Here is a 25,406-nt window from a genome sequence, read left to right as displayed (position 1 = left end):
CTGTACACCAAAGGGCCACAGTCCTATGAGCCATTCGGATGCTTCGCCTCCCGTCCCGGAACCCGGCCGGATTGCCCATCGAGATACCGGCGGCGACAAGGCCGGTTGGGATCGCTGGCTACCGGGACTGCGCACGCTACGCGGATACAAAATAGCCTGGTTGAGGCACGACCTTGTGGCCGGTTTGGTACTGACCACGATGCTGGTGCCTGTCGGCATCGCCTACGCGGTGGCATCGGGCGTACCCGGCATCTATGGCCTTTACGCGACCATCGTTCCGCTGCTCGCGTATGCGCTGTTCGGGCCCAGCCGGATTCTAGTGTTGGGGCCGGATTCATCGCTGGCTGCCGTCATCCTCGCCGTCGTCCTGCCACTGTCCGGCGGTGATCCGCATCGTGCAATCGCCCTTGCGGGCATGATGGCGATCGTGTCGGGGGCGGTGTGCATCCTCGCCGGCATCGCGCGCCTGGGTTTTGTCACGGAGCTTCTTTCCAAACCGATCCGCTACGGGTACATGAACGGGATCGCGCTGACGGTTTTGATCAGCCAACTGCCCAAGTTTTTTGGTTTTTCGATTGAATCCGACGGCCCGCTGAGAAACCTGTGGGCGATCGCTACAGCGATAATGGAGGGAAAAACCAACTGGACCGCGTTCATGGTCGGCGCAGGCACCTTGGCCGTGATTCTGCTGCTCAAGGGCAACAAGCGCATACCGGGCATTCTGATCGCCGTGGCAGGAGCGACCGTCGCCGTGGGTGTGCTGGACCTTGCCACGCGTGCAGGAATATCGGTCCTCGGTTCTCTTCCACAAGGCTTGCCTGCGTTCGCCATCCCCTGGATCACTCGCGCTGATATTGTCCCCGTCCTGATCGGCGGTTGCGCCGTTGCCCTGGTTTCGTTCGCCGATACCAGCGTGCTCTCGCGTGTCTATGCGGCGCGAACCCGTACCTATGTGGACCCGAACCAGGAAATGGTGGGGCTCGGCGTTGCCAACCTGGCCGCCGGTTTTTTTCAGGGTTTTCCAATCAGCAGCAGTTCGTCACGGACGCCCGTGGCCGAGGCTGCAGGCGCCAAAACCCAGCTGACCGGAGTCATCGGCGCGCTGGCTGTTGCCTTACTGCTGGTGGTGGCACCGGATCTGTTGAAGGATTTACCCACCAGCGCACTGGCTGCTGTGGTGATCGCCTCCGCCATCGGCCTGATCGAGGTCACCGACCTGCGACGCATTTATCGAATCCAGCGTTGGGAGTTCTGGCTGTCAATCGTCTGCACCGTCGGCGTGGCCGTGCTGGGTGCGATTGAGGGCATCGGCCTGGCCATCGTGATCGCCGTCATCGAATTTCTGTGGGATGGCTGGCGCCCTTACTCTGCCGTTCTGGGACGCGCGGAAGGCGTCAAGGGTTATCACGACATCAAACGCTATCCCGACGCGCGCCTTGTACCCGGCCTCGTACTGTTTCGCTGGGATGCGCCGTTGTTTTTCGCCAACGCCGAGTTGTTCCATGACCGAGTGCTCGACGCCGTCGCGGCATCGCCTACGCCAGTGCGCTGGTTGGTCGTTGCGGCGGAACCCGTCACCAGCGTGGACGTGACCTCCGCCGACATGTTGGCGGAACTGGACGAAACCTTGCACGCGGCGGGTATCAAGTTGTGCGTGGCCGAGATGAAGGACCCGGTCAAGGACAAGCTGAAGCGATTCGGGCTTTTCGCGCGGCTTGGTGAAACGGCGTTCTTTCCAACAATAGGTACTGCAGTCGACAGCTATCTGATGATTCATCCGGTGGATTGGCAGGACCAGGATCACTGAGTGGCAGCGGAGACACCCGCAGCCAGCGCGTAGATTGCCAGCGCGTCTATGCTGGACTTACCGATCGCATGTCTTTGCCACTCTCTACAGGAGGTAATCAATGGTTCCCACGCCCATGCTCGAAAAGATTTTTTCCCGGGATCTGCTCGATGTGCTGATTCGTGCCGGAGTGATTGCCGTTCTGGTGATGTTCTGCTTTCAGATATTCAGCCCGTTCCTCGACCTGATGCTGTGGTCGGTGATCCTGGCAATCACCCTCTACCCCTTGCAAGTCAGGTTCAAAGGCAAGCTGGGGAACAAAGACGGGCTCACCGCGACGCTGATCGTATTAATCGCCATCAGTATTCTTATGGTGCCTGTTTATTTGTTGGGAGCCTCGCTTGCGGAATCCGTGGAGAAGGTCATGACCATGGTCAAAACCGACAGTTTCCATATTCCGCCACCGTCCGATACGGTAGCCAGCTGGCCGCTCGTGGGAAAACCTCTTTATAACTTGTGGGCGCAAGCCACCACTGACCTGCCCGATCTGGCACAGAAGTTCATACCGCAGATCAAAGGTGTCAGCCTCTCCCTGCTGAGCAAGCTTGCGGGTGTCAGCATGGGGCTCCTTTTATTCATCGTCGCACTGATTATTGCCGGTATTTTTTTAGCGTATGGAGAAGGCGGCCACCGCAGCGCGGTGCGAATCGTTTCGCGCTTCAGCGGTCCGATCAACGGGCCAAAAATCGCCGATCTGTGCACCGCCACCATCCGGGCAGTGGCGTTGGGGGTGGTCGGTATCGCGTTCATCCAGATGCTGTTGGTGGGTATCGGTTTTGTGTTCATGGGCGTCCCCGGCGCCGGTCTTCTCGCCTTGGCGGTGCTGCTTCTTGGCATCATGCAGTTACCGGCGAGCCTGATTACCCTTCCGGTGATCGTCTTTGTTTTCATGAGCGAAGGTGCCAGTACGGCGACCATCATATTTGCCATCTATGTCTTCATCGCGGGATTGGTCGATAACGTCCTCAAACCACTGTTGCTAGGTCGTGGTGTCGATGTACCGATGCCTGTGGTGCTGATCGGTGCCTTGGGCGGCATGGTCACGGGCGGTATCCTCGGCCTGTTTATCGGTCCTGTGATACTCGCGGTCGGCTATCAGCTGTTCTGGGAATGGGTGGATCAAGCGCAAGAACCCGGACCAGACAACCAGGGACAGACCTGATACGGCGGCAGAGGAAATTCCCATGCTGTTGAATCTATTGGCCGGCCTTCCCGTGATGTTGTTCTGCCTGCTAATGCAAGCCGTTTTCATAACTGTATGCCTGCGTTATTACGTTCATTTCAGGCATGCCCAATCCGCTCATGAATCGCAATGGCTGAATATCCTGTTGTTGTCGATGGTCATGCTGCTGATGTCGCTCAGTAATTTCGTGCAGATCGCCATCTGGGCCACGCTGTTCATGCTGCTCGACGAATTCGACGAGTTCCTCACCGCGCTGTATCACTCGGCGGTCAATTTCGCCACGCTGGGCTACGGCGACATCGTCATGTCCTCACGCTGGCGTCTGCTTGGGCCATTGGAGGCAGCCAACGGCATCCTGATGTTTGGTGTCTCCACCTCGGTGATGACCGCTGCGGTGATGGATGTCATAAAGCACAGCATGGACAGGCTAAAGCAGCGTGAACACCCATAGGCATGCCAGAAAAAACGGGCAAGACTCTGTCTGAAGAAATCGAGACAGACTTTTTTCTTTTGCGACAGACTTATTATTCAGATCACATTTGAACGCTAAGCTTGGGCCTATGGATGACTCAGATTATTTACGCCTGCTGACCATTGCGGCCGAGCAAGCCAACACGTTCCTCTCCAATGCCCGCAAATGGGAGCGTGAGCGTTGGGTTTGCCAGCGCCTGCTGCAAGGCTTGAACATTCCGTATCGCGCCGACGAATTTTCCCCCGCAGGGGAGCCGCCGGACGTGTTGTTCCGTGACGCGAATTTCGAGGTATTTTTCGTGCTCGACGAGGGCCGACGCCTCAACGACGAATGGCGCGACGAGCTGCAACGTCGACGCAGCGCGTTTTCCCTGAGCCAGTTGGTGCGCCGCGAGGCCAAGCCCCGGCGCATCCCGGCCAATGAATTTCTGCTGAGACTGGCGCCGACCTTGCGTAAAAAAGCCCACAACTACCAAGAGCGGGGCATGGATTTGGGGGAGTTGGACATCATCGCCTTCGCCAGCCTCAAGCGCGAAGTACTGGACCTCAACAGCCACTTTCCACCGCCCACCGAATACCTGCGTCAGGGCTGGCGTTCGTTGTCGCTGGTCGGCCCGACCTTCGCCAGAGTGCTGTTTGCCCACCCGGATGCCCCGGATTTTCTGCGTAGCAACCTGGGTCGCAGCATCGTCTTCGACGTCGGGATCAGCCTGTGATTCCGTTGCGGGAGTTGGTCGCCGAGTGTTACAAAGTGGAATCAATCGCCTGGACAATACGGTGAGCGTCGAGCCATTCCAGCCATCGGCTAAGCTCCGTTCAACGCAGGATCCCCACGCTGTAGCTTCTACACATTCAGCAACGTCTACCTGACGAGGCCCAATATGACCAGCCGCCTGAACCCGGACGACCAGAAGCATGTCGAAGAGTACCTGCACTTGTCCCAGCACCAAGTCGAGCGCCGGCCTTTCCGGCCGTGGATGCTCCTGGTGCTGGTGTTGGCAGTGACCATTGGTCTAGGCCTGTTGAGCCGACTTATCAGTTACCTGACGCTATGAGCAGCATCGCGCTCGCTCGGGTAACTGCACCGATTTCTTTTAGCCTTGCGAGATATCCCCATGACTCATCGTATTGTCATCGTTGGCGGCGGCGCCGGCGGTCTGGAGTTGGCTACCCGTCTGGGTAAGACTCTGGGCAAGCGCGGCACGGCCAGTGTGATGCTGGTCGACGCGAACCTGACCCACATCTGGAAACCGCTGTTGCACGAAGTGGCGGCAGGTTCCCTGAACTCTTCCGAAGACGAACTCAACTATGTTGCCCAGGCAAAATGGAACCACTTCGAGTTCCAGCTGGGGCGCATGAGCGGGCTCGATCGCGCACAGAAGAAAATCCAGCTGGCCGCCACCTACGACGAAGCCGGTCTGGAACTGGTGCCAGCGCGTGAAGTGCCTTACGACTCGCTGGTGATTGCCGTCGGCAGCACCACCAACGATTTCGGCACGCAGGGCGCGGCGCAACACTGCCTGTTCCTCGACACCCGCAAACAGGCCGAGCGCTTCCATCAGCAACTGCTCAATCATTACCTGCGCGCCCATGCCGGGCAAACTGACACGGTGCAACAGATCAGCGTGGCCATCGTCGGCGCTGGCGCAACCGGCGTCGAACTGGCAGCGGAACTGCACAACGCAGCCCATGAACTCGCGGCCTACGGGCTGGACCGGATCAAACCGGAAAACATGCACATCACTCTGATCGAAGCCGGGCCGCGAGTGCTGCCAGCCCTGCCGGAACGAATCGGCGGGCCTGTGCATAAAACCCTGGAGAAACTCGGGGTCAACGTGATGACCAATGCTGCAGTCAGCGAAGTGACGGCAGACAGCCTGATAACCGCCGATGGCAAAGTGATCAGCGCAAGCCTCAAAGTCTGGGCCGCCGGGATTCGTGCGCCGGGTTTCCTCAAGGACATCGATGGCCTGGAAACCAACCGCATCAATCAGCTGCAAGTGTTGCCGACCCTGCAAACCACCCGCGATGAGAACATCTTCGCCTTCGGTGACTGTGCGGCCTGCCCACAACCGGGCACCGACCGCAATGTGCCGCCGCGCGCCCAGGCTGCGCACCAGCAAGCTTCGTTGCTGGCCAAATCGCTGAAACTGCGGATCGAAGGCAAAGCCCTGCCGGAGTACAAGTACACCGACTACGGCTCGCTGATTTCGCTGTCGCGTTTTTCGGCTGTGGGTAACTTGATGGGCAACCTGACCGGCAGCGTGATGCTCGAGGGCTGGCTGGCACGGATGTTTTACGTGTCGCTGTATCGCATGCACCAGATGGCGCTGTATGGCGCATTTCGTACGGCGATGTTGATGCTGGGTAGCAAGATTGGTCGCGGGACTGAGCCGCGGCTGAAGCTGCATTAACACACATCCATTGTGGGAGCGGGCTTGCTCGCGAAGAGGCCATAACATTCAACATTAATGTTGCCTGTTACACCGCCTTCGCGAGCAAGCCCGCTCCCACATTTGTTCTTCATCAGCCGTAAATCTGTGTCTTACTGTATCCCTTCCCCCGATTCAGCCCTTCGCTTACAAAGCCCCCCTTGCGCGACACAGTAGCGATACACCACGCCCGCTAAATGGCCACACCCGAGCAAGGCACCGCCTGCTTCGGCCATCGCCGCATTCACGTGGCGTCCTTTATCGAGCGGTTGTGTCGTGCAACCCAGGAGATTTGTAATGTCCCGTACTCTCAGCAAAAACACCGTTGGCCTGCTCGGCGCTGTCCTGGCCGGTGGCATGATGTTGTCCGGTTCCGTATTCGCTTCGCAGCCGTTGACTCAAGGCTACCTGCTGGCATCGACGGAACAGGTCGTGAAGACGCCGGAAGGTAAATGTGGCGAAGGCAAGTGCGGCGATGCCTCGATGGCCAAGACCGACACCGACGACGATGGCAAGGTATCCCGCGCGGAATTCCTGAAAGTGGCACCCAAGGCTGACTTCGACAAGATCGACACCAACCATGATGGCCAAATCGATGAACAAGAGGCTTTTGATAACGTGAAAACCAACTACGAAGCCAATGGCAAAAAAATGCCGAAGGGCTTGTTCGAGCACTTGAAAGACAATAGTTAAGCCTCTGAAGGCCCAAGCCCTGCCTCTCCATCGAGAAGCGGGGCTTTTTTGCATTTGCAGCAGACAAAAAAAATCCCCGTATCTTTCGATACGAGGATTTTTAATATGGTCGGGGTAAGGGGATTCGAACTCCTGACATCCTGCTCCCAAAGCAGGCGCGCTACCGGACTGCGCTATACCCCGGTAAAAAAAAGGCACCTTTTAAAGGCGCCTTCTTCGATCAGCGCTTTTGGCCTCTGATCTTAAGATTCGATTCCAGCGCTAACTGGTTTCAAAAATGGTGGGTCGTGTGGGATTCGAACCTACGACCAATTGGTTAAAAGCCAACTGCTCTACCAACTGAGCTAACGACCCAAAAATGGTCGGGGTAAGGGGATTCGAACTCCTGACATCCTGCTCCCAAAGCAGGCGCGCTACCGGACTGCGCTATACCCCGGTTTGAAATTGGCTCCGTGACCAGGACTCGAACCTGGGACCCAATGATTAACAGTCATTTGCTCTACCGACTGAGCTATCACGGAACTACATATTTCAATTTACAACAGTGAAGCTTTACTGCGTTCTCTTCGACCCGTTCGCATCGCTGCGTTCGTGTGTCTGAGGCGCGCTATTCTACAATCTTAAGCACCTCTGTCAACCCCCTAAATTGCTTTCAAGTTAATGATTTGCAACTTATTTCAGATTCCTGCTTGGGGAGCAAAAACCCTTCAGGGCGACTTACTGCGGGGCGCACTTTACAAGCCTTTTCCTTTGAGTTCAACAGCCTGGCGAAAAAAAGGCCTCGCGATGCGAGGCCTTCTTTTATTGCACTGCCGCCGAGCGTCAGACGAAAACGATTTCGTCGTTTTCCACGACACCTTTGGCGGTATCGCCGGGCATGAAGCGACCCGACAGAATCAGCTGCGCCAGCGGGTTCTCGATCCAGCGCTGGATTGCTCGTTTGAGCGGCCGTGCGCCATAGACCGGGTCGTAACCGACAGCGATCAGCTTATCCATCGCTTCCGGACTCAGCTCAAGCTTCAGCTCGCGCTCCGTCAGGCGGCTACGCAGGCGTCCCAACTGGATCTCGGTAATGCCGGCGATCTGATCCCGAGCCAGCGGTTCGAAAATCACCACTTCGTCCACCCGGTTGATGAACTCCGGCCGGAAGTGCGTGGAAATCGCATCCATCACCGCCGCGCGCTGCGCTTCACGATCCCCTACCAGTTCCTGAATCTGCACCGATCCAAGGTTGGAGGTCATGACGATCACGGTATTTTTGAAATCCACCGTGCGGCCATGGCTGTCGGTCAAACGGCCATCTTCAAGCACTTGCAGCAAAATGTTGAATACATCCGGGTGGGCCTTCTCGACCTCGTCCAGGAGGATCACCGAATAAGGCTTGCGACGCACCGCCTCGGTCAGGTAACCGCCCTCTTCATAGCCCACGTAGCCCGGTGGCGCGCCGATCAGTCGAGCCACGGAATGTTTCTCCATGAACTCGGACATGTCGATCCGCACCATCGCCTCTTCGGTATCGAACAGGAACTCGGCCAGCGCCTTGCACAGCTCGGTTTTACCGACACCGGTCGGGCCGAGGAACATGAACGAGCCGCTCGGGCGATTCGGGTCGGACAACCCGGCACGGGAACGCCGCACCGCGTTGGAGACAGCGATCACCGCTTCGTCCTGACCGATCACACGTTGGTGCAACAGGCTTTCCATCTTCATCAGTTTTTCGCGCTCGCCCTCGAGCATTTTCGACACCGGAATGCCGGTCCACTTCGACACGACTTCGGCGATCTCTTCTTCAGTCACCTTGCTGCGCAGCAACTGGTTTTCGCTTTTACCGTGCTGATCGACCATTTGCAGGCTGCGCTCTAGGTCCGGGATCACCCCGTATTGCAACTCGGCCATGCGGTTCAAGTCGCCCTTACGGCGCGCGGCTTCCAGTTCCTGACGGGACTGTTCGATCTTCTGCTGGATCTGCGCCGAACCCTGGACTTCGGCTTTTTCCGAGTTCCAGATTTCTTCGAGATCCGAGTATTCACGCTCGTGACGAACGATTTCTTCCTGCAGTTTTTCCAGACGTTTCTTCGCCGCGTCGTCGCTTTCTTTCTTCAGCGCCTGGGATTCCACCTTCAACTGAATCAAGCGACGTTCCAGACGGTCCAGCACTTCCGGCTTGGAGTCGATCTCCATACGGATGCGGCTGGCGGCTTCGTCGATCAGGTCAATGGCTTTGTCCGGCAGCTGACGGTCGGTGATGTAGCGATGACTGAGCTTGGCCGCGGCGATGATCGCGCCGTCGGTGATCGCCACCTTGTGGTGAACCTCGTAACGCTCTTTCAAGCCACGCAGGATGGCGATGGTGTCTTCTTCGCTCGGCTCATCCACCAATACTTTCTGGAAGCGCCGCTCGAGAGCCGCGTCCTTCTCTATATATTGGCGATACTCGTTGAGCGTGGTCGCGCCCACGCAATGCAGTTCACCACGGGCCAACGCAGGCTTGAGCATGTTGCCGGCATCCATCGAGCCTTCGCCCTTGCCAGCGCCAACCATGGTGTGCAGTTCGTCGATGAACAGTATGATCTGCCCTTCCTGCTTCGATAGTTCGTTGAGCAGGGATTTAAGGCGTTCTTCGAACTCGCCGCGGTATTTGGCACCGGCAATCAAAGCCCCCATGTCCAGAGACAACAGACGCTTGCCTCTCAGGCCATCCGGCACTTCGCCGTTGATGATGCGCTGGGCCAGGCCTTCGGCGATGGCGGTTTTACCCACGCCAGGCTCACCGATCAGCACCGGGTTGTTCTTGGTGCGGCGTTGCAGGACCTGAATGGTGCGACGAATTTCGTCGTCACGGCCAATTACCGGATCGAGCTTGCCTTCTTCAGCACGCTTGGTCAGGTCGATGGTGTATTTATCGAGCGCCTGACGGGATTCTTCGTGGTTGGCATCATTGACTGCCTCACCGCCGCGCAGGTTGTTTATCGCGTTTTCCAGGGCTTTCTTGCTCACGCCCTGGCCCAGCAACAATTTGCCGAGCTTGCTGTTCTCGTCCATGGCGGCGAGCAACACCAGTTCGCTGGAGATGAACTGGTCGCCCTTCTGCTGGGCCAGACGATCGGCCTGGTTGAGCAGGCGCGCCAAATCCTGCGACATGTTCACGTCGCCGGTCGGGTTCTGGATTTTCGGCAGCTGATCGAGGGCTTTGGTCAGCTCTTTACGCAGGCTGTTGACGTCAAAACCCACCTGCATCAGCAGGGGTTTGATCGAACCACCCTGCTGCTCAAGCATGGCCTGCATCAAATGCGCCGGCTCAATGGCCGGATGATCGAGGCCGACGGCCAGGGATTGGGCGTCGGACAAGGCTAACTGCAACTTGCTGGTTAAACGGTCTATACGCATGGGTCACCTTCCTTTTGAGCAGGCCGGACCTATAAACATCCTGAATGAAGAAACCTGCCAGATACCGCTATAGATGCGGTCGATTCTGGGAGATTCAAGCGTCGTACAGTTGATGTAGATCAGAGAAGTCTAGCGTTCAAGCCAGACTAAAGAGGCAAACCGACCGGTGCGTGGGCTACGGCGGTAAGAAAAGAAACGTGGATCGGTCACGGTGCAGAAACCGCCACCATAAACAGCGGTAACGCCGCGAGCGGCCAGACGCAAACGCGCCAGCTCATAGATGTCGGCCATGAACTTGCCGGCATTCTGGCTCGGCACAAAGGCTTTGGCGGCTTCAGGCAATTGCTGGACGAAGGTTTCGCGCACTTCAGGGCCGACTTCAAAAGCTTGTGGGCCAATGGCCGGGCCAAGCCAGACCAGCACGTCTTCAGGCGGCACGGCCAGACTGTCGAGGGTCGCTTCCAGCACACCCGCCGCCAACCCGCGCCAACCGGCATGGGCGGCAGCGACGCGGGTGCCGGCACGGTCGCAAAACAGTGCCGGAAGGCAGTCGGCGGTCATCGCGGTGCAGGCGATACCGGGTGTTGCCGTCCAGCTGGCGTCGGCAGTAACTACCAGGCTTGGGTCCGCTTGGGCCACGACAATGCCGTGAACCTGCTTTAACCAGGCCGGTTGAATAGAGAAATGATCGGTGAGACGACGGCGGTTTTCGGCGACAGCTTCGGGGCTGTCGTCGACATGATCGCCCAGGTTGAGGCTGTCGAACGGCGCCAGACTGACGCCGCCCGCACGGGTGGTGACGCAGGCTTTCACCCCGGCAGGCGCAGGCCAGTCGGGAATCAGCCAGTCACTCATCCGATGAACGCCTCACGATCTTGCTTGAGCAGCGTCAGCAACCAGACAAAGTCATCCGGCAGTGGCGATTCCCAGCTCATGCGTTTACCGGTGGTCGGATGATCCAGCTCCAGGAAGCGCGCATGCAGCGCCTGACGCGGGAAATTCTTCAAGGATTCGACCATGGTCACACTGGCGGCCGGCGGAATTCGGAAACGACCGCCATAGGCAGGGTCTCCGACCAACGGGTAGTTGATGTGCGCCATGTGCACGCGAATCTGGTGCGTACGACCGGTTTCCAGCTTCACCCGCACGTGAGTGTGGGAGCGGAAACGCTCGAGCACGCGATAATGGCTGACGGCTTGCTTGCCACCTTCCATCACGGCCATGCGCTGGCGTTGCTGGCCATGACGACCGATCGGCGCGTTGATCTTGCCGCCGGCTGTCACCACACCGATCACGATGCACTCGTAGATCCGGCTTACGCTGCGGCTCTGCAATTGCGTGACAAGCTGTGTCTGGGCCTGAATGGTCTTGGCCACCACCATCAGACCGGTGGTGTCCTTGTCCAGGCGATGCACGATACCGGCGCGGGGCACATTGATAATGTCCGGCACGTGGTGCAGCAAGGCGTTGAGCAAGGTGCCGTCAGCGTGACCGGCAGCCGGATGCACCACCAGGCCCGCAGGCTTGTTGATGACCAGGATGTCGTCGTCTTCATAGACGATGTCCAGCTCGATGTCTTGAGCGATCCATTCGCCCTGAGCTTCCTGCTCGGCAGTCAGCTCAAGAATGGCGCCACCGTGAACGATGTCTCGCGGGCGGATAACCGCCCCATCCACAGTCAGGCGGCCGTCTTTGATCCAGGCGGAAAGGCGCGAGCGCGAGTGCTCAGCGAATAATTGTGCGGCGACTTGATCGAGGCGTTGGCCGCCCAATTCGGACGGCACCTCTGCGCGAAGTTCAATTTTATCGGACATGCTCAGACTAGGCGTCGGCACAGCCTTTGGTTTCGGCTGCGCGCTTGTGGTTAAATACGGCGTCTTTTGCCCCGAGGCTTTTCAACGGGGCACTCATCATAACAGGACGGCCCCGCCCAAGACAGCGGCCGTCATAGGGACGCAAGCCGCCATGCAAGTGAAACACCTGCTGCTGATCGCCATCCTCGCATTGACCGCTGCTTGCTCATCGAAGGAAGTCGTAGACGAAAACCTGAGCGAAGTCGAGCTGTACCAGCAGGCTCAGCACGATCTGGACAACAATAGCTACACCGCCGCCACAGCCAAGCTGAAGGCGCTGGAGTCGCGTTATCCGTTCGGTCGCTACGCCGATCAGGCTCAACTCGAGCTCATCTACGCCAACTACAAGAATGCCGAGCCTGAGGCTGCGAAGTCCGCCGCCGAGCGTTTCATTCGTCTGCACCCGCAGCACCCGAACGTGGATTACGCCTACTACCTCAAGGGCCTGACCTCTTTCGACCAGGACGTCGGCCTGCTGGCGCGCTTCCTGCCGCTGGACATGACCAAGCGTGACCCGGGCGCTGCTCGCGACTCCTACAACGAGTTCGCGCAACTGACCAGCCGCTTCCCGAACAGCCGCTACTCGCCGGACGCCAAGCAGCGCATGATCTACCTGCGTAACCTGCTGGCTTCCTACGAGATTCACGTTGCCGACTATTACCTGACCCGTCAGGCCTATGTCGCCGCCGCGAACCGTGGTCGTTATGTGGTGGAAAACTTCCAGGAAACCCCTTCGGTCGGTGACGGCCTGGCGGTGATGACTGAAGCCTACCAGCGTCTGCACCTGGACGAACTGGCCGCGACCAGCCTCGAAACCCTGAAGCTCAACTACCCGAACCACCCAAGCCTGGTGGACGGTCAGTTCGTGCCCTCAAAGGACGAAGCCGACAACCGTTCGTGGCTGAGCAAGGCCACCTTGGGCCTGATCGAATCCCGTCCGCCGCTGCCGCCGGGTGAAACCCGCGCCAACCAGGACGTGCAGAGGCAGTTCCAGGATGCCAAGGACTCGATTCCGAACGAGCTCAAGCCTAAAGATGAAAACGGCGATGTGATCGAAGAAGAGGAACACGAGTCCGAAGCCAACAACGCCGATCGCTCGTGGTTCAGCTACATGACCTTCGGCGTGTTCGACTGACGCTGGGGTGTTGTGCCAAGAAGGCGCCTTTTGAGGCGCCTTTTTTATTACTGCATTTCAGGGGTGAGCGTATTGCGCTGTGCGCCTGCTCCGTCCTTGGCTAAACTGCCAATTCATTAGTCAAAAAGCAGCTCACCATGCTTCGTTTATTGTTCTGGATCGCCCTGATTGCCGCTGCGGTATGGCTCTGGCGCAAGTTCAAGGCCCCGGCTTCGGGCGCCAACACACCGCGAGAGCAAGATGCTCCCCCCATGGTCCGCTGTGCCCATTGCGGCGTACACCTGCCCCGCGACCGCGCGCTGAAACTCGAACAACAGTGGTATTGCAGCCAGGCTCACCTTGAGCAAGGCCCGGGCTCCAGTGATCGCTGAGACGTCCAGTCCCGGCAACAAACAGGCCCAGCGACTGCTGCGCCTCTATCACCTCTACCGTTTAAGCATCGGCATCACCTTGGTGCTGTTGATCTCCAGCAACATGGACAACCAGTTGCTGACGTTCGCCAATGACGACTTGCTGCGTAACGGCAGCTGGTTGTACCTGGTGCTGAATATCCTGCTGGTGGTCTTTCAGGGAAACACCCGGCGCCCGGCGCAGTTGTTCAGCCTGGCGCTGGTCGATGTCCTGCTGCTATGCGGCCTGTTCTATGCCGCTGGCGGCATGCCCAGCGCCATCGGCAACCTGTTGATCGTGTCGGTGGTCATCAGCAATACCCTGCTGCGCGGGCGCATCGGACTGCTGATTGCGGCAGTTGGCGCCCTCGGCATCGTGGGTTTGAGCTTCCTTCTGAGCTTCAGCCACCCCACCAGCCCCAACGATTACCTGCAAATCGGCACTCTCGGCGCCCTGTGTTTTGCCGCAGCATTGCTGGTGCAAGGCTTGATCCGAAGGCTGGAAGTCAGCGAAACCCTGGCCGAGCAGCGGGCCAGCGAAGTGCTCAGCCTCGAAGCCCTCAACGCACTGATCCTGCAACGCATGCGCACGGGCATTCTGGTGCTCGACGACCAACGGCGTGTGCAACTGGCCAATCACAGCGCCTTGACCTTGCTGGGGCAGGAAAAGCTGGGTGGCCAGTTGATCGACGACTATTCGATGCCATTGGTCGAGCGGCTCCAACTGTGGTTCAACAATCCGACTTTGCGCCCGCAAAGCCTGAAAATCGCCAGCAATGGCCTAGAGCTGCAACCGAGCTTCATTGCCCTGGACCAAAGCCCGCACCACCAGACGCTGGTTTTTCTCGAAGACCTTGCCCAAATCGCCCAACAGGCCCAGCAACTGAAACTCGCCGCTCTTGGCCGCCTGACTGCCGGTATTGCTCATGAGATCCGCAATCCACTAGGCGCCATTAGTCATGCCGCGCAGTTACTGCAGGAATCCGAGGAACTGAACGGCGCGGATCGGCGTCTGACGCAGATTATTCAAGACCACTCTCAACGAATGAATCGGGTAATTGAAAACGTCCTGCAACTGTCCCGTCGCCAGCAAACCGTGCCGCAACGGCTTGATTTGAAGCCGTGGCTGGAGCATTTCGTCGCCGAAACCCGCGAAGGGGCGACCGAGCATCAGCAGATTCACCTGCGCATCGGCTCGGGAAACTTCAAAACCCTGATGGATCCGAATCAGCTGACCCAGATTCTCGACAATCTGCTGCGCAATGCCTGGCGCCATAGCGCCCTGAACCACGATCAGGCGCAGGTCTGGCTCGAACTGTTTGTCGACCCGGACAGCCATTTGCCGACCCTTGAAGTCCTGGACGATGGCCCCGGCGTGGCGCCGGACCAGCGCTCGCACTTGTTCGAACCGTTTTTCACCACCAGCAGCCAGGGTACTGGCCTGGGGCTTTATCTGTCCCGTGAGCTGTGCGAAAGCAATCAGGCCCGCCTAGACTTCAAACCACGCCAAGGCGGCGGCTGCTTTCGCATCACCTTTGCTCACGGACGGAAACAAAGTTGAACATGAGCCCACGGCAAAAAATCCTGATCGTCGACGATGAGCCGGATATCCGCGAACTCCTGGAAATAACCCTGGGACGGATGAAACTCGACACCTTCAGTGCCCGCAACCTTGCAGAAGCACAGGCGCTGCTGGCACGGGAGACGTTCGACCTGTGCCTGACCGACATGCGCCTGCCCGACGGCACCGGCCTGGCGCTGGTGCAGCACATCCAGCAGCGCTATGCGCAAGTGCCAGTGGCGATGATTACCGCGTACGGCAGCCTGGAAACGGCAATCAACGCCCTCAAGGCTGGCGCCTTCGATTTTCTGACCAAACCGGTCGACCTCACCCGCCTGCGCGAACTGGTCACCAGCGCCTTGAGTCTGCCGGCACCAGGCGGTGCCATCAGCGCCATCGACCGTCGGCTACTGGGCGACTCCCTGCCGATGCGCAGCCTGCGCAAACAAATCGACAAACTGGCGCGCAGCCAGGCCCCGGTGTACATCAGCGGCGAGTCCGGCAGCGGCAAGGAGCTGGTCGCCCGACTGATCCACGATCAAGGCCCCCGCGCCAGCCGACCGTTCGTCCCGGTGAACTGCGGGGCTATCCCGTCAGAATTGATGGAAAGCGAGTTTTTCGGCCATCGCAAAGGCAGTTTCAGCGGCGCCATCGAAGACAAACCCGGGCTGTTCCAGGCCGCCCAGGGCGGCACTTTGTTCCTCGATGAGGTGGCAGACCTGCCGCTGGCGATGCAGGTCAAACTTTTGCGGGCCATTCAAGAGAAAGCCGTGCGCAGCATCGGTGGGCAGCAGGAAACCGTGGTCGATGTGCGCATACTCTGCGCCACCCACAAAGACCTCGATACCGAAGTCGCCGCCGAACGCTTTCGCCAGGACTTGTACTACCGTCTGAACGTGATCGAGCTGCGGGTGCCGCCCTTGCGCGAACGCCGCGACGACATTGAGCTTTTGGCCAACAATATGCTCAAACGACTGGCGACCGGCACTGGCCAACCCGCTGCAAAACTCCACCCGCAAGCCCTCGACGCACTGAAAAGCTATCGTTTTCCAGGAAACGTGCGGGAATTGGAGAACATGCTTGAGCGGGCGCACACCTTGTGCGAGAACAAACAGATCGAAGCCAGCGACCTGCGCTTGGCCGAAGGCAACTGCAACCCGGACGGTGGCGTGCCGGACCTGACACAGATCGACAACCTGGAAGCCTATCTGGAAAACGTCGAACGCAAACTCATCCTCCAGGCCCTGGAAGAAACCCGCTGGAACCGCACGGCAGCGGCTCAGCGGTTGAATCTATCATTTCGGTCGATGCGTTACAGGCTCAAGAAATTGGGGTTGGATTGAGGGCCTCTTCGCGGGCAAGCCTCGCTCCTACAGATTGAAGTTGTTCAAAATTTATTGATCGACTCAAATCCGTAGGAGCTAGGCTTGCCCGCGAAGGCGATCTAACCGGCAACAAAGATCGTTCGGTCAGATCCGCCCGGCCGGCACATACGGCGCAGGATCGATAATCGGCGCCCGTCCCAGCATCACATCCGCAAACAACTGACACGACGCCGGCGCCAGCACCAATCCATTGCGGTAATGCCCGCAGTTGAGCCAGAGCCCGTCAAATCCCGGCACCCGGCCAATATAGGGAATCCCTTCCGGCGACCCCGGCCGCAACCCGGCCCAATGCCCCACCACCTCGGCATCCGCCAGCTCCGGAATCAATTCCACCGCCGAGGCCTTCAGGCTTTCCAGCGCCGTGTCGGTTGGCGTTTTGTCGAAGCCTTGATGCTCCAGCGTACTGCCGATCAGAATGTGCCCGTCGCGCCGAGGAATGGCATAACGCCCCTTGGCCAGGACCATGCTCGGAAGGAAGTCCGCCGCGCACTTGTAGAGAATCATCTGGCCTTTGACCGGCTCGACCGGCAGCTCCAGGCCCAGGCTTTTCAGCAAGTCACCGCTCCAGGCCCCGGCCGTCAAAACCACCTGATCACCCGCAATGGCCCCCATCGAAGTCTGTACCCCGACCACCGCAGCGCCTTCACGGATAAACCCGCTGACCTCGCACTGCTCATGAATCGTCACGTTCGGCAGCGCCAGCAAGGCGGCCTTGAGGGACTTCACCAATCGTGGATTGCGCACATTGGCCACATTGGCCATGTAGATCGCCCGCGAAAAACCGGTGCCCAACACCGGCACCGCATCATGTGCCGCCGAGATATCCACAGCCCGCAACGGACGATTTTCCCGTTTGGCCCAGGCGAGCGCTTCGGCTTCGTCATCCAGGTCCAGCCAGTACAACCCGGTGGTGTGAACTTCAGGATCGACACCCGTGGCGGCGAACAAACGTTCCGCCAGCTGTGGATAAAAATCCTGGGACCAATGAGCCAGCGCAGTGACCGCCGGGCTGTAACGCCACGGGTAGAGGGGCGAGACGATCCCGCCACCGGCCCAGGACGACTCCTGGCCGACATTCGAGCGGTCCAGCAGCACGACGCTCTGTACTTCGGACGCGAGATTGAACGCCGTCAGCAGGCCAATCACCCCGCCGCCGACAATCACCACTTGCTGTTGCCTGCTCATGTTCTGATCCAACCGTTCAATAGACAGAGGGCGTAAAGGGCGCCCGAAAAATAAACTCAGCGACCCCAGCAACTCTTGGTGGTCTGGCCGGCCGTCGCATTGACCATGCTTCTGACGCCCGTGTTGGTGAGCGTGAAATCACCACACTTGTCGCTCGCCATGCTCGATCCGGCCTTGCGTGTTGCCGTCAGCAGAAAGGTCTGATCAGTCAGGGTCGGGGTGATCGTGTAGAAATCATTGCCGGCGCTCAGACCGATGGCATTGGTGTAGACATTATTCTTCGAATAAAAACGCTCGAGTATCTGTGCCTGCTCGGAAAGCAGCCCGGCCACTTCAGTGCGGCGACCCTTTTTTACGTACTCGGTGAGGCTCGGGTAGCCAATGGTGATGACGATCCCGATGATCGCAATCACGATCATGATTTCGATCAGGGTAAAACCTCGGTTGGATCTGCGCATGCCTCACTCTCACTTACTGTATTTGTCGCCACATGATGCGACGGCCGCTGCCGCCGCCAGATTTTTCCACCAGAGTGGTCACGCCACCACCGGAGTCGTTCACAATCTTGCGGGTTGCGTCATTGACGACCGCGTTCAGGGTCGGGATACCACCAGTGAAGATCACCCCGCTGGAAATCGTGTCAGTGCTGTCGACCACCCCATCGGCATTGGTGTCGAGCACCGCGTAATTGAGCATCTTACCGCTGAACGCATCGAGTTCGACCAGTTTGCCGGTGCCGAAGCTGGCGCAAGGGTCAGTGGTATCCACACTGGCCGTGGTAAACACGATTCGCCCCGACACCAGATTGGCCTGATTGATCACCCGCTCACCCGTCAGCACGTTGTTGTACACCAAGGGCAAGTACCAGCCTTTCTTTGCCGGGTAGGTCACCTCGTTCTGGCTAGTGGTGATGAATTGCCCGGTGCTGCCCGAAAACACGCCGGTCAACGCCTGCGCCTGCAAGCTGGACACCGTGATTTGACCCGCGCCTCCTTCTGCATCCCATACTGCGTAGAACGCTTGGAGATCCTTGTTGGTCTTGTCGGCAGCCTCATTTAATTTGCCGGTACCGAACAACACTTGCTTACCTCCCGATGCGTGATCGGCGAGCAGCGGCTGCACAGTGATCGGTTGGGTTGCACCGCCTGCTGTGGTGAACAACGGCTTGCCGGAAAACGCTACGCCCCAGGTGTCCGTGGTCGTGCCACTCAAATCGAACTTCCACAACCGCCCTTTCAGATCGCCCCCATAGGCGGCCTGCACCACATTCTGCGAGTCGACCCTGAGCTTCACCGACGACAAACCGTTGGTGGTTACCGTACTGTCGGCCACGATTTTCTTGATCAGCGAGCCATCGCGGATATCCACCACATACAGCGCTGCCACTCCGGAGTGACTGCCATAACCGTTGGAAATGAACGCCGCCCAGCGACCATCGGCCAAGCGTGCCACTTCGGGACGCGCATAGGCATAACCCAGATCATTGAAAACGTTCGCCGCATCGGCCGTGGCCGGCGCACTGATTTCCCATAACGCCCTGGTCACGTTACCGGCCGATGCGTCGAACAATTGCAGCGCATAGAACGTTTTGCCGCCCGCCCCTGTTCCGCCAATCGCCAGGGTTTTCCAGGCGCTATCAAGTTGAGCATCGAACACACCGACCTGACCGTCGACCAAAAACTTGTGGCTTACACCGTTGATGTAAGTGGGGTCAGCGATGTAGTGCAATGATGGCAGCACATTGGAGGGCATATAGCCGTAGCGTCTGACACCGTTGGTCGAGTTGATGACGTTTACAAAACCGTCGTTGGCGTTCACCACCAGGCTGGCATTCATGTTGGCGGCTTTGGTGGCCAGGTAGGTGCTGTAGCTGGTGTCGCCCACCAGATCGGAGGCGGTTTGGTCCGTAGGTGCGGCCAGAACCAGGGGCGAATTGATGATGTCGCCGAGCAAGACACTGCGCGCTTTCAACCCGGTTTTGTTGGTGCCCTTGCTCCACTCCACCAGATCGCTGCCGGTGATGCCGGTGGGCAGGCTCTGGCTGAGGGAGGTCTGCTGGGCCGGGGAAAAATTGCTGTAAGCCAGGGTGACAGCAGCGTTGGTCAGGGTATTCCAGGACTGGTAGGTCGGCGCGGTAGCACCGGGCACGATCGTGGTATCGGTCGTCCATAGCACTGCGGCCGTGTTAACCGCGCCCGCCGCTGTGAAGCCAAAGGACTTGATGGTGCCCCGCCAGTCCTTGGGGTCGTAGGTGGTCTGGAAGTAGGCTGAGTTGCTGGTCAGGGTCGTGCCGCTGGCAACGCCGCTGCCACCTGATCCGGCCTTGGAGGTGATGTCGCTCAAAGCCGCAGACAGTGCACTGTTCAGTCCCGTGCCATCAATCGCCTGGTAGTACCTTCCCTGTCCGTAGATCGCAGCGTCCGCCAACATCTGGTTCGCTGCAGTGAAACCCACGGTGTAGGTATTCATGTTTTGTCTGGGAAAATCCAGGGCATTCCAGCTTTTGCCCCCGGCATCGGTCCCCGTGGAGCGCATGTCGATGTCAAAGGAAAACTTGGCGATGTCATCCAGAAACAGGGTATCGCCCTCATCGTCGCCGAAGCGGTTGGCGCCATCGTTACTGCTGATACCGTCCCAGTTCGGTAACGCACTGCCACCCAGCGGATCGTCGGTCGGAAAGGTTGCGTCGTAGGTCGGCAAACCTCCAGTGATTACCACCCCGTAATTTCTCTGGCAACGATACTGAATCGGACTGGTGTAGGTGGTGGGCGTCGAGTTGTTGTAAGGCGTCATCCCCCGGAAATAGCGGGTGATCTCATAATAGGCTTCAGCCAGCGGTGTATTGGCCTCGGCGCTCAATTCATCGATTCCGGCGATCAATTCGTTGTAATGGGTATCAGCCTGAGCCTGAGTCACGCTGCCGCTGACTGCCGACAAATCACTGACTGAACGGACGATGTAACCGCCGTCATTCTTATGATTGCCGACGGCCAGATTGAATGTCGCAAGGCCGATACGTAGCGAACGGTTGCTGGTCACTAACGTCTTGGAGACGTTGCGCACCACATTCATCCGGTAATCATTGGGAATCGAACCATCAGTGAAATCCCGGTCGGAATTATTGGCCTGGCTTATCAGATAAGACAGGTAATTCGCGGTGTAGAGAGTGTTCTCGCGGCCCACCGGATCGGGAAGCTTGAGGCAAAGCGAATCCTGATCGGAAACGCTGTTCTTATAAAAACCGTACCATCCGTCTCTATCGCATGTTCCTCGCGTCAAACTCGACAACGCAATATTGGTATCGGTCATGTCAAGCTCGCGGCCTTTCTTGCACGTACCGTTGGAAAGGCAAATAGTCACGGGAGTGCGTGCAACCGTCGGGTCAAATCCTGCCGCCCAGATAATGCTGTTCATGCTTTTCGAGTCATCGAGTAACAGCATCACATTGGGGGCCACGGCGGCGGCGTTCAACAGCGGCGAGTCCGAGGGCGTGAAGGCGTAAGCCGGCGCTGCCAGATAAAGGCTCAACGCCGCGCCGCAGAACAACTGCAACAACCCACGACGCCAGCCTGTGCGGGTCTCAGTACTTCGCATAGATACTCTCCACCACACTGCGCGAATTGCCCGCGATGCCCACGGCGGTCACCCGGTAAAGCGTTGCCGACGTGTTGCTCGGTACGTTCACGGCCGTCAGGGTGGTGCCGATGTTCTGCACCCCGTAAAAGCCGCTGCCGGAGGCGATCCATGTCACCCCCGAGGTGGAATTGAACCCGGCGGCGGTAATGACCGACGCTTCGGCCGGCGGCGCACATTGGTTGGTACCGCTGCAAACCGGTAATGAATAGGTGTTCAGTTGCACCGCGCTTTCGCCGACACGCAACGCCGCTTCTGCGCCCTGGAACGACTGGTTGCGCAGGATCACGCTGCCGGCCATTTTTTCCTGCAACGTCGCGCTCTGCATCGACGAAAGGCCGATCAAGGTCAGCACCAGAAGAAACACCAGGCTGACCAACAGCGCCATGCCGCGCTGGGCGCGAGGGGTCACGGGAGCAATACTCATCGGCCCTCCCCTCATGGCAACCGGTTGCGCAAGGCGGCAACCACGTTGAAGGTTTGTTCGCGTACCCGGTTGTTCGGGTCGGTCAGCGTCAGCGTCAGTCGCACACTGCGGATTCGTGCCGGGTCAGATGGGTTGCTGCTGTAGCTGGAGGCGGCCGTATCTGTGGCCGAACTGGCGAGGCCGAAGCTCACATTGAAGGCACTGACATTGTTCACCAGCACCTGCTGCGTCGGCGTGCCGGCACCGGAGCCCATCAGCAGCTGATTGTTGCTGAAGCTGTAGATCAATCGCCGGATCGGAAATGCCAATTGCCCAGACGTCGGCGTTCGTAGTCCGGTGTAGGCCGTGGCGTCGTTGCGGCAGTCCGAAACTACGGTCCAGGTTGGCGCACCGCCACTGCCGCCGACATCGGCAGTAACAAGCGTTAATTTGAGGTTGGCATTGTCCCAACTGATCGGCGTGAGCTGACTGGCATTGAAACTCCCTGCCGAGCTTTCGTCGGTAATCGTGCCCAGGCAACCGAACATGCCGACCATGCGGATTTCCTGAATCATTTTGCTCAGAACAAACCGTGCATCTTCTTGCATGCCGGCGGCAGTGCTCTGGCTGATATAGGTGTTTTTAGCAGCGATGAAAATCTGCGCCACGCCCAGAATCACTACCAGACTCAAGGCCAGAGCGATCAGCAACTCGATCAGGCCGAAACCTCTGTTGGCTTTGATCATGGTGTCGTCGCCGGGTCAACGGTGGCGCGACTGGTGAGGACGAAACTGCGGCGCGAGTCGGCGGTATTGGCGGCTCGTGAGTCGTCCCAGGTAATGGTGATGGTGTACACCCGCTGGTTGCGGGTGATGCTGCCAGTTGCCGTAGCGCCGCCGAAATTGACGATGTTGCTGGTGAAGTCGTAAAGGTCCTGATCCCGGGCCACGCTCAGGTTCCCCGAGGACGGCGGCGTAACGGTGTAATCGGCGCCGGAGTTGGCGCGTATGCGGTCCATCATGTCGTAGGCGATAAAACTCGCCTGACTGGTCATCCGCGAGCTATCGGTGTACTTCAGCGCATTGAGCTGAATCGCCGCCGCGCCCAACAACCCCACAGCCAGAACCAACAACGCGACCAGTACCTCGATCAGCGTCATGCCCTCCTGTGCGCGCTTGCTCCAACCCCTCATCCGCAACTTCCACCCAATAGAATTCGTCCGTTCAAACACACATTCAGCGTCCGGCTCTGCGCCCCCAGTACATAACTGATCACGACTGCCGTGGACGGTGCCGACAAGCCGCCCAGATTGTTGAAATCAATAGCGGTCACTCCTGAGGTTAGCGTCAGAGTTGCACCACTGCTCATCGCTGGAACAACCCGCAATACATTGGCCGGGTTGCCGGTACCGTCATAAACGGTCAGATCGCCGGTCCAGACACTCCCGCCTGCTGTCGGGCGAACCCGGGTGGTAATGCCCCGGTCGATCGCCTCAAGCCGCGCATAGTTGAGCGCACGTTGCAGGTCGCCGATCTCGGTGTCGGCTTTAGTGTTCTGCACCGAGCGGGTAAACGCCGGAACGGCCAAGGTGATCAGGATCAGAAACACGGCGAGCGCGATCAGCAGCTCAATCAGCGTGAAACCTTTTGTACGATGATCCATCGGTGCCCTCCGTTGCCGTCGGCTATACCTGCTTCTACACGCTAGAACATTCGACCGGCGGATGTACGGTTGTTTTGCCATTACTCGCGCAGGATCGTGCGGGCCGCAGCATTCCAGGGAAGGAAATGACATGCATCAGCAAGGTTTCAGCCTGATCGAACTGCTCATGGGACTGACAATTGTCGGGATTGTTCTGCAACTGGTCAGCCCGGCGTTCGCTGCATTCACAGAATCGAACCATCGGAAGCAGGCGGCGCAGGCGATTGTCAGTGGTATGCGCAATGCCAGAACCGCTGCTATCACACGCAATCAGAGTGTTGTGATACACGGCATCAACGGCGACTGGGGTCAGGGCTGGCGGATCATTCTGGATATCAGCGGCAAGGGCCCGGAGGACAGCAGCAATCCGCTGCTGGTTGAGCACGCGAGCAACACCCGGTTGCCGATTGTCGGCAATTGGGCGGTCAGGCGTTTCGTGCGTTTCAGCAGTCTGGGCGAACCACTGATGCCCGGACGGGCCTTTCAAGCGGGAACATTGCACATTTGCGCAAGCCGCGAGCCGGTGAGTCAGCTCCAGGTGGTGCTGGCCCGGACCGGCCGCGTCAGCCTGCGCAGCCATCAGGCCGAGCAGACGCTGTGTCCAGGGGAAAAACGTTAAAGCAAGGAGCGCACGCGCAGCTCTTTAGGCATGGAGAAGGTGATGTTCTCCTCGCGGCCGGCCAGTTCATCGGCCCCGGTGGCGCCCCAAGCCTGCAATTGCTGGATTACGCCACGAACCAGTACTTCCGGAGCGGAGGCACCGGCAGTGATGCCAATTCGCTCGACACCGTCGAACCAGCTCTTTTGCAGGTCTTCGGCGCCGTCGATCAGATAGGCCGGGGTGGCCATGCGTTCAGCCAGTTCACGCAGGCGATTGGAGTTGGAGCTGTTCGGGCTGCCGACCACCAACACCACATCGCATTCGTCTGCCAGTTGCTTGACGGCATCCTGACGGTTTTGCGTGGCGTAGCAGATGTCGTCCTTGCGCGGACCGCCGATCGCTGGGAATCGAGTACGCAGGGCATCGATCACGCGACTGGTATCGTCCATGGACAGGGTGGTCTGGGTGACGAAGGCCAGTCTTTCAGGGTTATTCACCTGCAACGCGGCGACGTCTTTCTCGTCCTCGACCAGATAGATCGCGCCACCATTACTGCCATCGTACTGGCCCATGGTGCCTTCGACTTCCGGGTGACCGGCGTGGCCGATGAGGATGCATTCACGGCCGTCGCGGCTGTAACGCGCGACTTCGATGTGCACCTTGGTCACCAGCGGGCAGGTCGCGTCGAACACCTTCAGGCCACGGCCAGCGGCTTCAGTACGCACGGCCTGGGAAACGCCATGGGCGCTGAAGATCACGATCACGTCGTCCGGCACCTGATCCAGCTCTTCGACGAAGATCGCCCCACGGGCGCGCAGGTCTTCGACGACGAATTTATTGTGGACCACTTCGTGGCGCACGTAGATCGGCGGCCCGAAGACTTCCAGGGCGCGGTTGACGATTTCGATCGCCCGGTCCACACCGGCGCAGAAGCCACGGGGGTTGGCGAGTTTGATTTGCATGCTGTGCCTCGTGTCTTGCGCGCAGGGAAGTTAGATCATTGCAATCCCTGTAGGAGCAGAGCTTGCTCGCGAAGGCGGTGTGCCAGTCAACATTGATGCTGAATGTGATGACGTCTTCGCGAGCAAGCTCTGCTCCTACAGTATTACAGCGCTTTGACGTTGAAGATCTCGACGTCAAAGGTCAAGGTTTTACCGGCCAGCGGGTGATTGAAGTCGATGGTCACCTCAGCGTCATCGAATTCTTTCACCACACCGGGCAGCTCAGTATTGGCCGCATCGTTGAAGATCACCAGCAAGCCAGGCGACAGTTCCATATCCTTGAACTGCGAACGCGGGATGATCTGCACGTTTTGCGGGTTCGGCTGACCAAAGGCGTTTTCCGGCTCGATGGTCAGGGTGCGTTTGTCGCCGGCCTTGAAGCCGAACAGCGCTGCTTCGAAACCTGGCAACAGGCTGCCGTCGCCAACCTTGAAGGTCGCCGGGGCTTTGTCGAAGGTACTGTCGACGGTGTCGCCGTTCTCCAGACGCAATGCAAAGTGCAAGGTGACTTCCGTGTTCTGGCCGATGCGTTGCTCAGCCAATA

Annotated in this window: 23 protein-coding genes, 4 tRNA genes and 1 pseudogene; 12 read left to right on the top strand and 16 right to left on the bottom strand. The window is 58.7% G+C overall.

The window, feature by feature from the left end; genetic code table 11:
* Window positions 1–25 precede the first annotated feature (25 nt).
* The 7 genes from F6R97_RS19015 (at window position 26) to F6R97_RS18985 (ending at window position 6,625) form a co-directional block, all read left to right on the top strand.
* Window positions 26–1,807 carry a SulP family inorganic anion transporter gene (locus F6R97_RS19015; RefSeq protein WP_048396490.1) on the top strand — a complete coding sequence of 594 codons (1,782 nt, stop codon included), beginning with the start codon at window positions 26–28 and terminating at the stop codon, window positions 1,805–1,807.
* Window positions 1,808–1,907: 100 nt separating this feature from the next.
* On the top strand, window positions 1,908–3,008 hold the full coding sequence (locus F6R97_RS19010) for an AI-2E family transporter (RefSeq protein ID WP_038981510.1): 1,101 nt from the start codon (window positions 1,908–1,910) through the stop codon (window positions 3,006–3,008).
* A 22-nt stretch (window positions 3,009–3,030) separates the two neighbouring features.
* Window positions 3,031–3,480 (top strand): potassium channel family protein, encoded by a 450-nt coding sequence (locus F6R97_RS19005; RefSeq protein WP_315866932.1) that lies wholly within the window; start codon window positions 3,031–3,033, stop codon window positions 3,478–3,480.
* A 109-nt stretch (window positions 3,481–3,589) separates the two neighbouring features.
* Window positions 3,590–4,216 carry a DUF1780 domain-containing protein gene (locus F6R97_RS19000; protein WP_038981508.1) on the top strand — a complete coding sequence of 209 codons (627 nt, stop codon included), beginning with the start codon at window positions 3,590–3,592 and terminating at the stop codon, window positions 4,214–4,216.
* Window positions 4,217–4,381: 165 nt separating this feature from the next.
* Window positions 4,382–4,555 (top strand): DUF3094 domain-containing protein, encoded by a 174-nt coding sequence (locus tag F6R97_RS18995; RefSeq protein WP_085718464.1) that lies wholly within the window; start codon window positions 4,382–4,384, stop codon window positions 4,553–4,555.
* Window positions 4,556–4,615: 60 nt separating this feature from the next.
* The gene (locus F6R97_RS18990) at window positions 4,616–5,914 is read left to right on the top strand and encodes an NAD(P)/FAD-dependent oxidoreductase (RefSeq protein ID WP_038981507.1); all 1,299 of its coding nucleotides are present in this window, start codon (window positions 4,616–4,618) and stop codon (window positions 5,912–5,914) included.
* A gap of 315 nt (window positions 5,915–6,229) precedes the next feature.
* The gene (locus F6R97_RS18985; protein WP_315866931.1) at window positions 6,230–6,625 is read left to right on the top strand and encodes an EF-hand domain-containing protein; all 396 of its coding nucleotides are present in this window, start codon (window positions 6,230–6,232) and stop codon (window positions 6,623–6,625) included.
* A 106-nt stretch (window positions 6,626–6,731) separates the two neighbouring features.
* Here F6R97_RS18985 and F6R97_RS18980 read toward each other — a convergent pair.
* From F6R97_RS18980 to rluD, 7 genes are all read right to left on the bottom strand, one after another.
* A tRNA-Pro gene (locus F6R97_RS18980) sits at window positions 6,732–6,808 on the bottom strand.
* A gap of 95 nt (window positions 6,809–6,903) precedes the next feature.
* Window positions 6,904–6,979, bottom strand: a tRNA-Lys gene (locus F6R97_RS18975).
* A 5-nt stretch (window positions 6,980–6,984) separates the two neighbouring features.
* Window positions 6,985–7,061, bottom strand: a tRNA-Pro gene (locus F6R97_RS18970).
* Between the two features lie 9 nt (window positions 7,062–7,070).
* Window positions 7,071–7,146 (bottom strand) — tRNA-Asn (locus F6R97_RS18965).
* 301 nt (window positions 7,147–7,447) lie between these two features.
* Window positions 7,448–10,012: an ATP-dependent chaperone ClpB gene (clpB, locus tag F6R97_RS18960; RefSeq protein WP_048396488.1), complete on the bottom strand. Its 2,565-nt coding sequence runs from the start codon at window positions 10,010–10,012 to the stop codon at window positions 7,448–7,450.
* Window positions 10,013–10,141: 129 nt separating this feature from the next.
* Window positions 10,142–10,867 carry a peptidoglycan editing factor PgeF gene (gene pgeF, locus F6R97_RS18955; protein ID WP_315866930.1) on the bottom strand — a complete coding sequence of 242 codons (726 nt, stop codon included), beginning with the start codon at window positions 10,865–10,867 and terminating at the stop codon, window positions 10,142–10,144.
* Window positions 10,864–11,826 (bottom strand): 23S rRNA pseudouridine(1911/1915/1917) synthase RluD, encoded by a 963-nt coding sequence (rluD, locus tag F6R97_RS18950; protein ID WP_038981503.1) that lies wholly within the window; start codon window positions 11,824–11,826, stop codon window positions 10,864–10,866. Before rluD ends, pgeF begins: the two co-directional genes overlap by 4 nt.
* A 151-nt stretch (window positions 11,827–11,977) precedes the next feature.
* On the opposite strand from rluD, the gene F6R97_RS18945 reads away from it, so the two are divergent.
* The 4 genes from F6R97_RS18945 to F6R97_RS18930 all read left to right on the top strand — a co-directional run bounded on the left by F6R97_RS18945 (window position 11,978) and on the right by F6R97_RS18930 (window position 16,293).
* Window positions 11,978–13,000, top strand: coding sequence for an outer membrane protein assembly factor BamD (locus F6R97_RS18945; RefSeq protein ID WP_038981502.1), 1,023 nt, complete (start codon window positions 11,978–11,980; stop codon window positions 12,998–13,000).
* A gap of 137 nt (window positions 13,001–13,137) precedes the next feature.
* On the top strand, window positions 13,138–13,371 hold the full coding sequence (locus tag F6R97_RS18940) for a PP0621 family protein (RefSeq protein WP_038981501.1): 234 nt from the start codon (window positions 13,138–13,140) through the stop codon (window positions 13,369–13,371).
* Entirely contained in the window at window positions 13,361–14,950 is a 1,590-nt protein-coding gene (locus F6R97_RS18935) for a sensor histidine kinase (protein ID WP_038981500.1), read from the top strand. The genes F6R97_RS18940 and F6R97_RS18935 overlap by 11 nt, the downstream gene beginning before the upstream one ends.
* Window positions 14,951–14,952: 2 nt before the next feature.
* Window positions 14,953–16,293 (top strand): sigma-54 dependent transcriptional regulator, encoded by a 1,341-nt coding sequence (locus F6R97_RS18930; protein WP_315866929.1) that lies wholly within the window; start codon window positions 14,953–14,955, stop codon window positions 16,291–16,293.
* 126 nt (window positions 16,294–16,419) lie between these two features.
* Here the strand turns inward: F6R97_RS18930 and thiO are convergent, their stop codons facing one another.
* The 7 genes from thiO to F6R97_RS18895 are packed head-to-tail and all read right to left on the bottom strand — an operon-like array spanning window position 16,420 to window position 23,221.
* Window positions 16,420–17,520, bottom strand: a complete 1,101-nt coding sequence (gene thiO, locus F6R97_RS18925) for a glycine oxidase ThiO (protein ID WP_315866928.1) — start codon at window positions 17,518–17,520, stop codon at window positions 16,420–16,422.
* A 56-nt stretch (window positions 17,521–17,576) separates the two neighbouring features.
* On the bottom strand, window positions 17,577–17,978 hold the full coding sequence (locus tag F6R97_RS18920; protein ID WP_048396484.1) for a type IV pilin protein: 402 nt from the start codon (window positions 17,976–17,978) through the stop codon (window positions 17,577–17,579).
* A gap of 13 nt (window positions 17,979–17,991) precedes the next feature.
* The gene (locus F6R97_RS18915) at window positions 17,992–21,114 is read right to left on the bottom strand and encodes a pilus assembly protein (protein ID WP_315866927.1); all 3,123 of its coding nucleotides are present in this window, start codon (window positions 21,112–21,114) and stop codon (window positions 17,992–17,994) included.
* Window positions 21,101–21,580 (bottom strand): PilX N-terminal domain-containing pilus assembly protein, encoded by a 480-nt coding sequence (locus F6R97_RS18910; protein ID WP_038981495.1) that lies wholly within the window; start codon window positions 21,578–21,580, stop codon window positions 21,101–21,103. Before F6R97_RS18910 ends, F6R97_RS18915 begins: the two co-directional genes overlap by 14 nt.
* An 11-nt stretch (window positions 21,581–21,591) precedes the next feature.
* Window positions 21,592–22,305, bottom strand: coding sequence for a PilW family protein (locus tag F6R97_RS18905; protein WP_038981494.1), 714 nt, complete (start codon window positions 22,303–22,305; stop codon window positions 21,592–21,594).
* Window positions 22,302–22,751, bottom strand: coding sequence for a type IV pilus modification protein PilV (gene pilV, locus F6R97_RS18900; RefSeq protein WP_038981493.1), 450 nt, complete (start codon window positions 22,749–22,751; stop codon window positions 22,302–22,304). The genes F6R97_RS18905 and pilV overlap by 4 nt, the downstream gene beginning before the upstream one ends.
* Window positions 22,748–23,221 carry a GspH/FimT family pseudopilin gene (locus tag F6R97_RS18895; protein WP_038981492.1) on the bottom strand — a complete coding sequence of 158 codons (474 nt, stop codon included), beginning with the start codon at window positions 23,219–23,221 and terminating at the stop codon, window positions 22,748–22,750. Before F6R97_RS18895 ends, pilV begins: the two co-directional genes overlap by 4 nt.
* A gap of 130 nt (window positions 23,222–23,351) precedes the next feature.
* On the opposite strand from F6R97_RS18895, the pseudogene F6R97_RS18890 reads away from it, so the two are divergent.
* Window positions 23,352–23,907 (top strand): annotated as a pseudogene (locus F6R97_RS18890) (GspH/FimT family pseudopilin).
* On the opposite strand, the gene ispH reads toward F6R97_RS18890, so the two are convergent.
* On the bottom strand, window positions 23,876–24,823 hold the full coding sequence (ispH, locus tag F6R97_RS18885; RefSeq protein ID WP_008008700.1) for a 4-hydroxy-3-methylbut-2-enyl diphosphate reductase: 948 nt from the start codon (window positions 24,821–24,823) through the stop codon (window positions 23,876–23,878). The pseudogene F6R97_RS18890 and the gene ispH overlap by 32 nt on opposite strands.
* Before the next feature lie 143 nt (window positions 24,824–24,966).
* Window positions 24,967–25,404: an FKBP-type peptidyl-prolyl cis-trans isomerase gene (fkpB, locus tag F6R97_RS18880; RefSeq protein WP_173667539.1), complete on the bottom strand. Its 438-nt coding sequence runs from the start codon at window positions 25,402–25,404 to the stop codon at window positions 24,967–24,969.
* Window positions 25,405–25,406: the final 2 nt, after the last annotated feature.

Source organism: Pseudomonas sp. JV414, assembly GCF_032424305.1.
Lineage (GTDB): Bacteria > Pseudomonadota > Gammaproteobacteria > Pseudomonadales > Pseudomonadaceae > Aquipseudomonas > Aquipseudomonas lini.
Note: the sequence above shows the minus strand (reverse complement) of the source record. Positions and strands in the feature narration are given on the sequence as shown.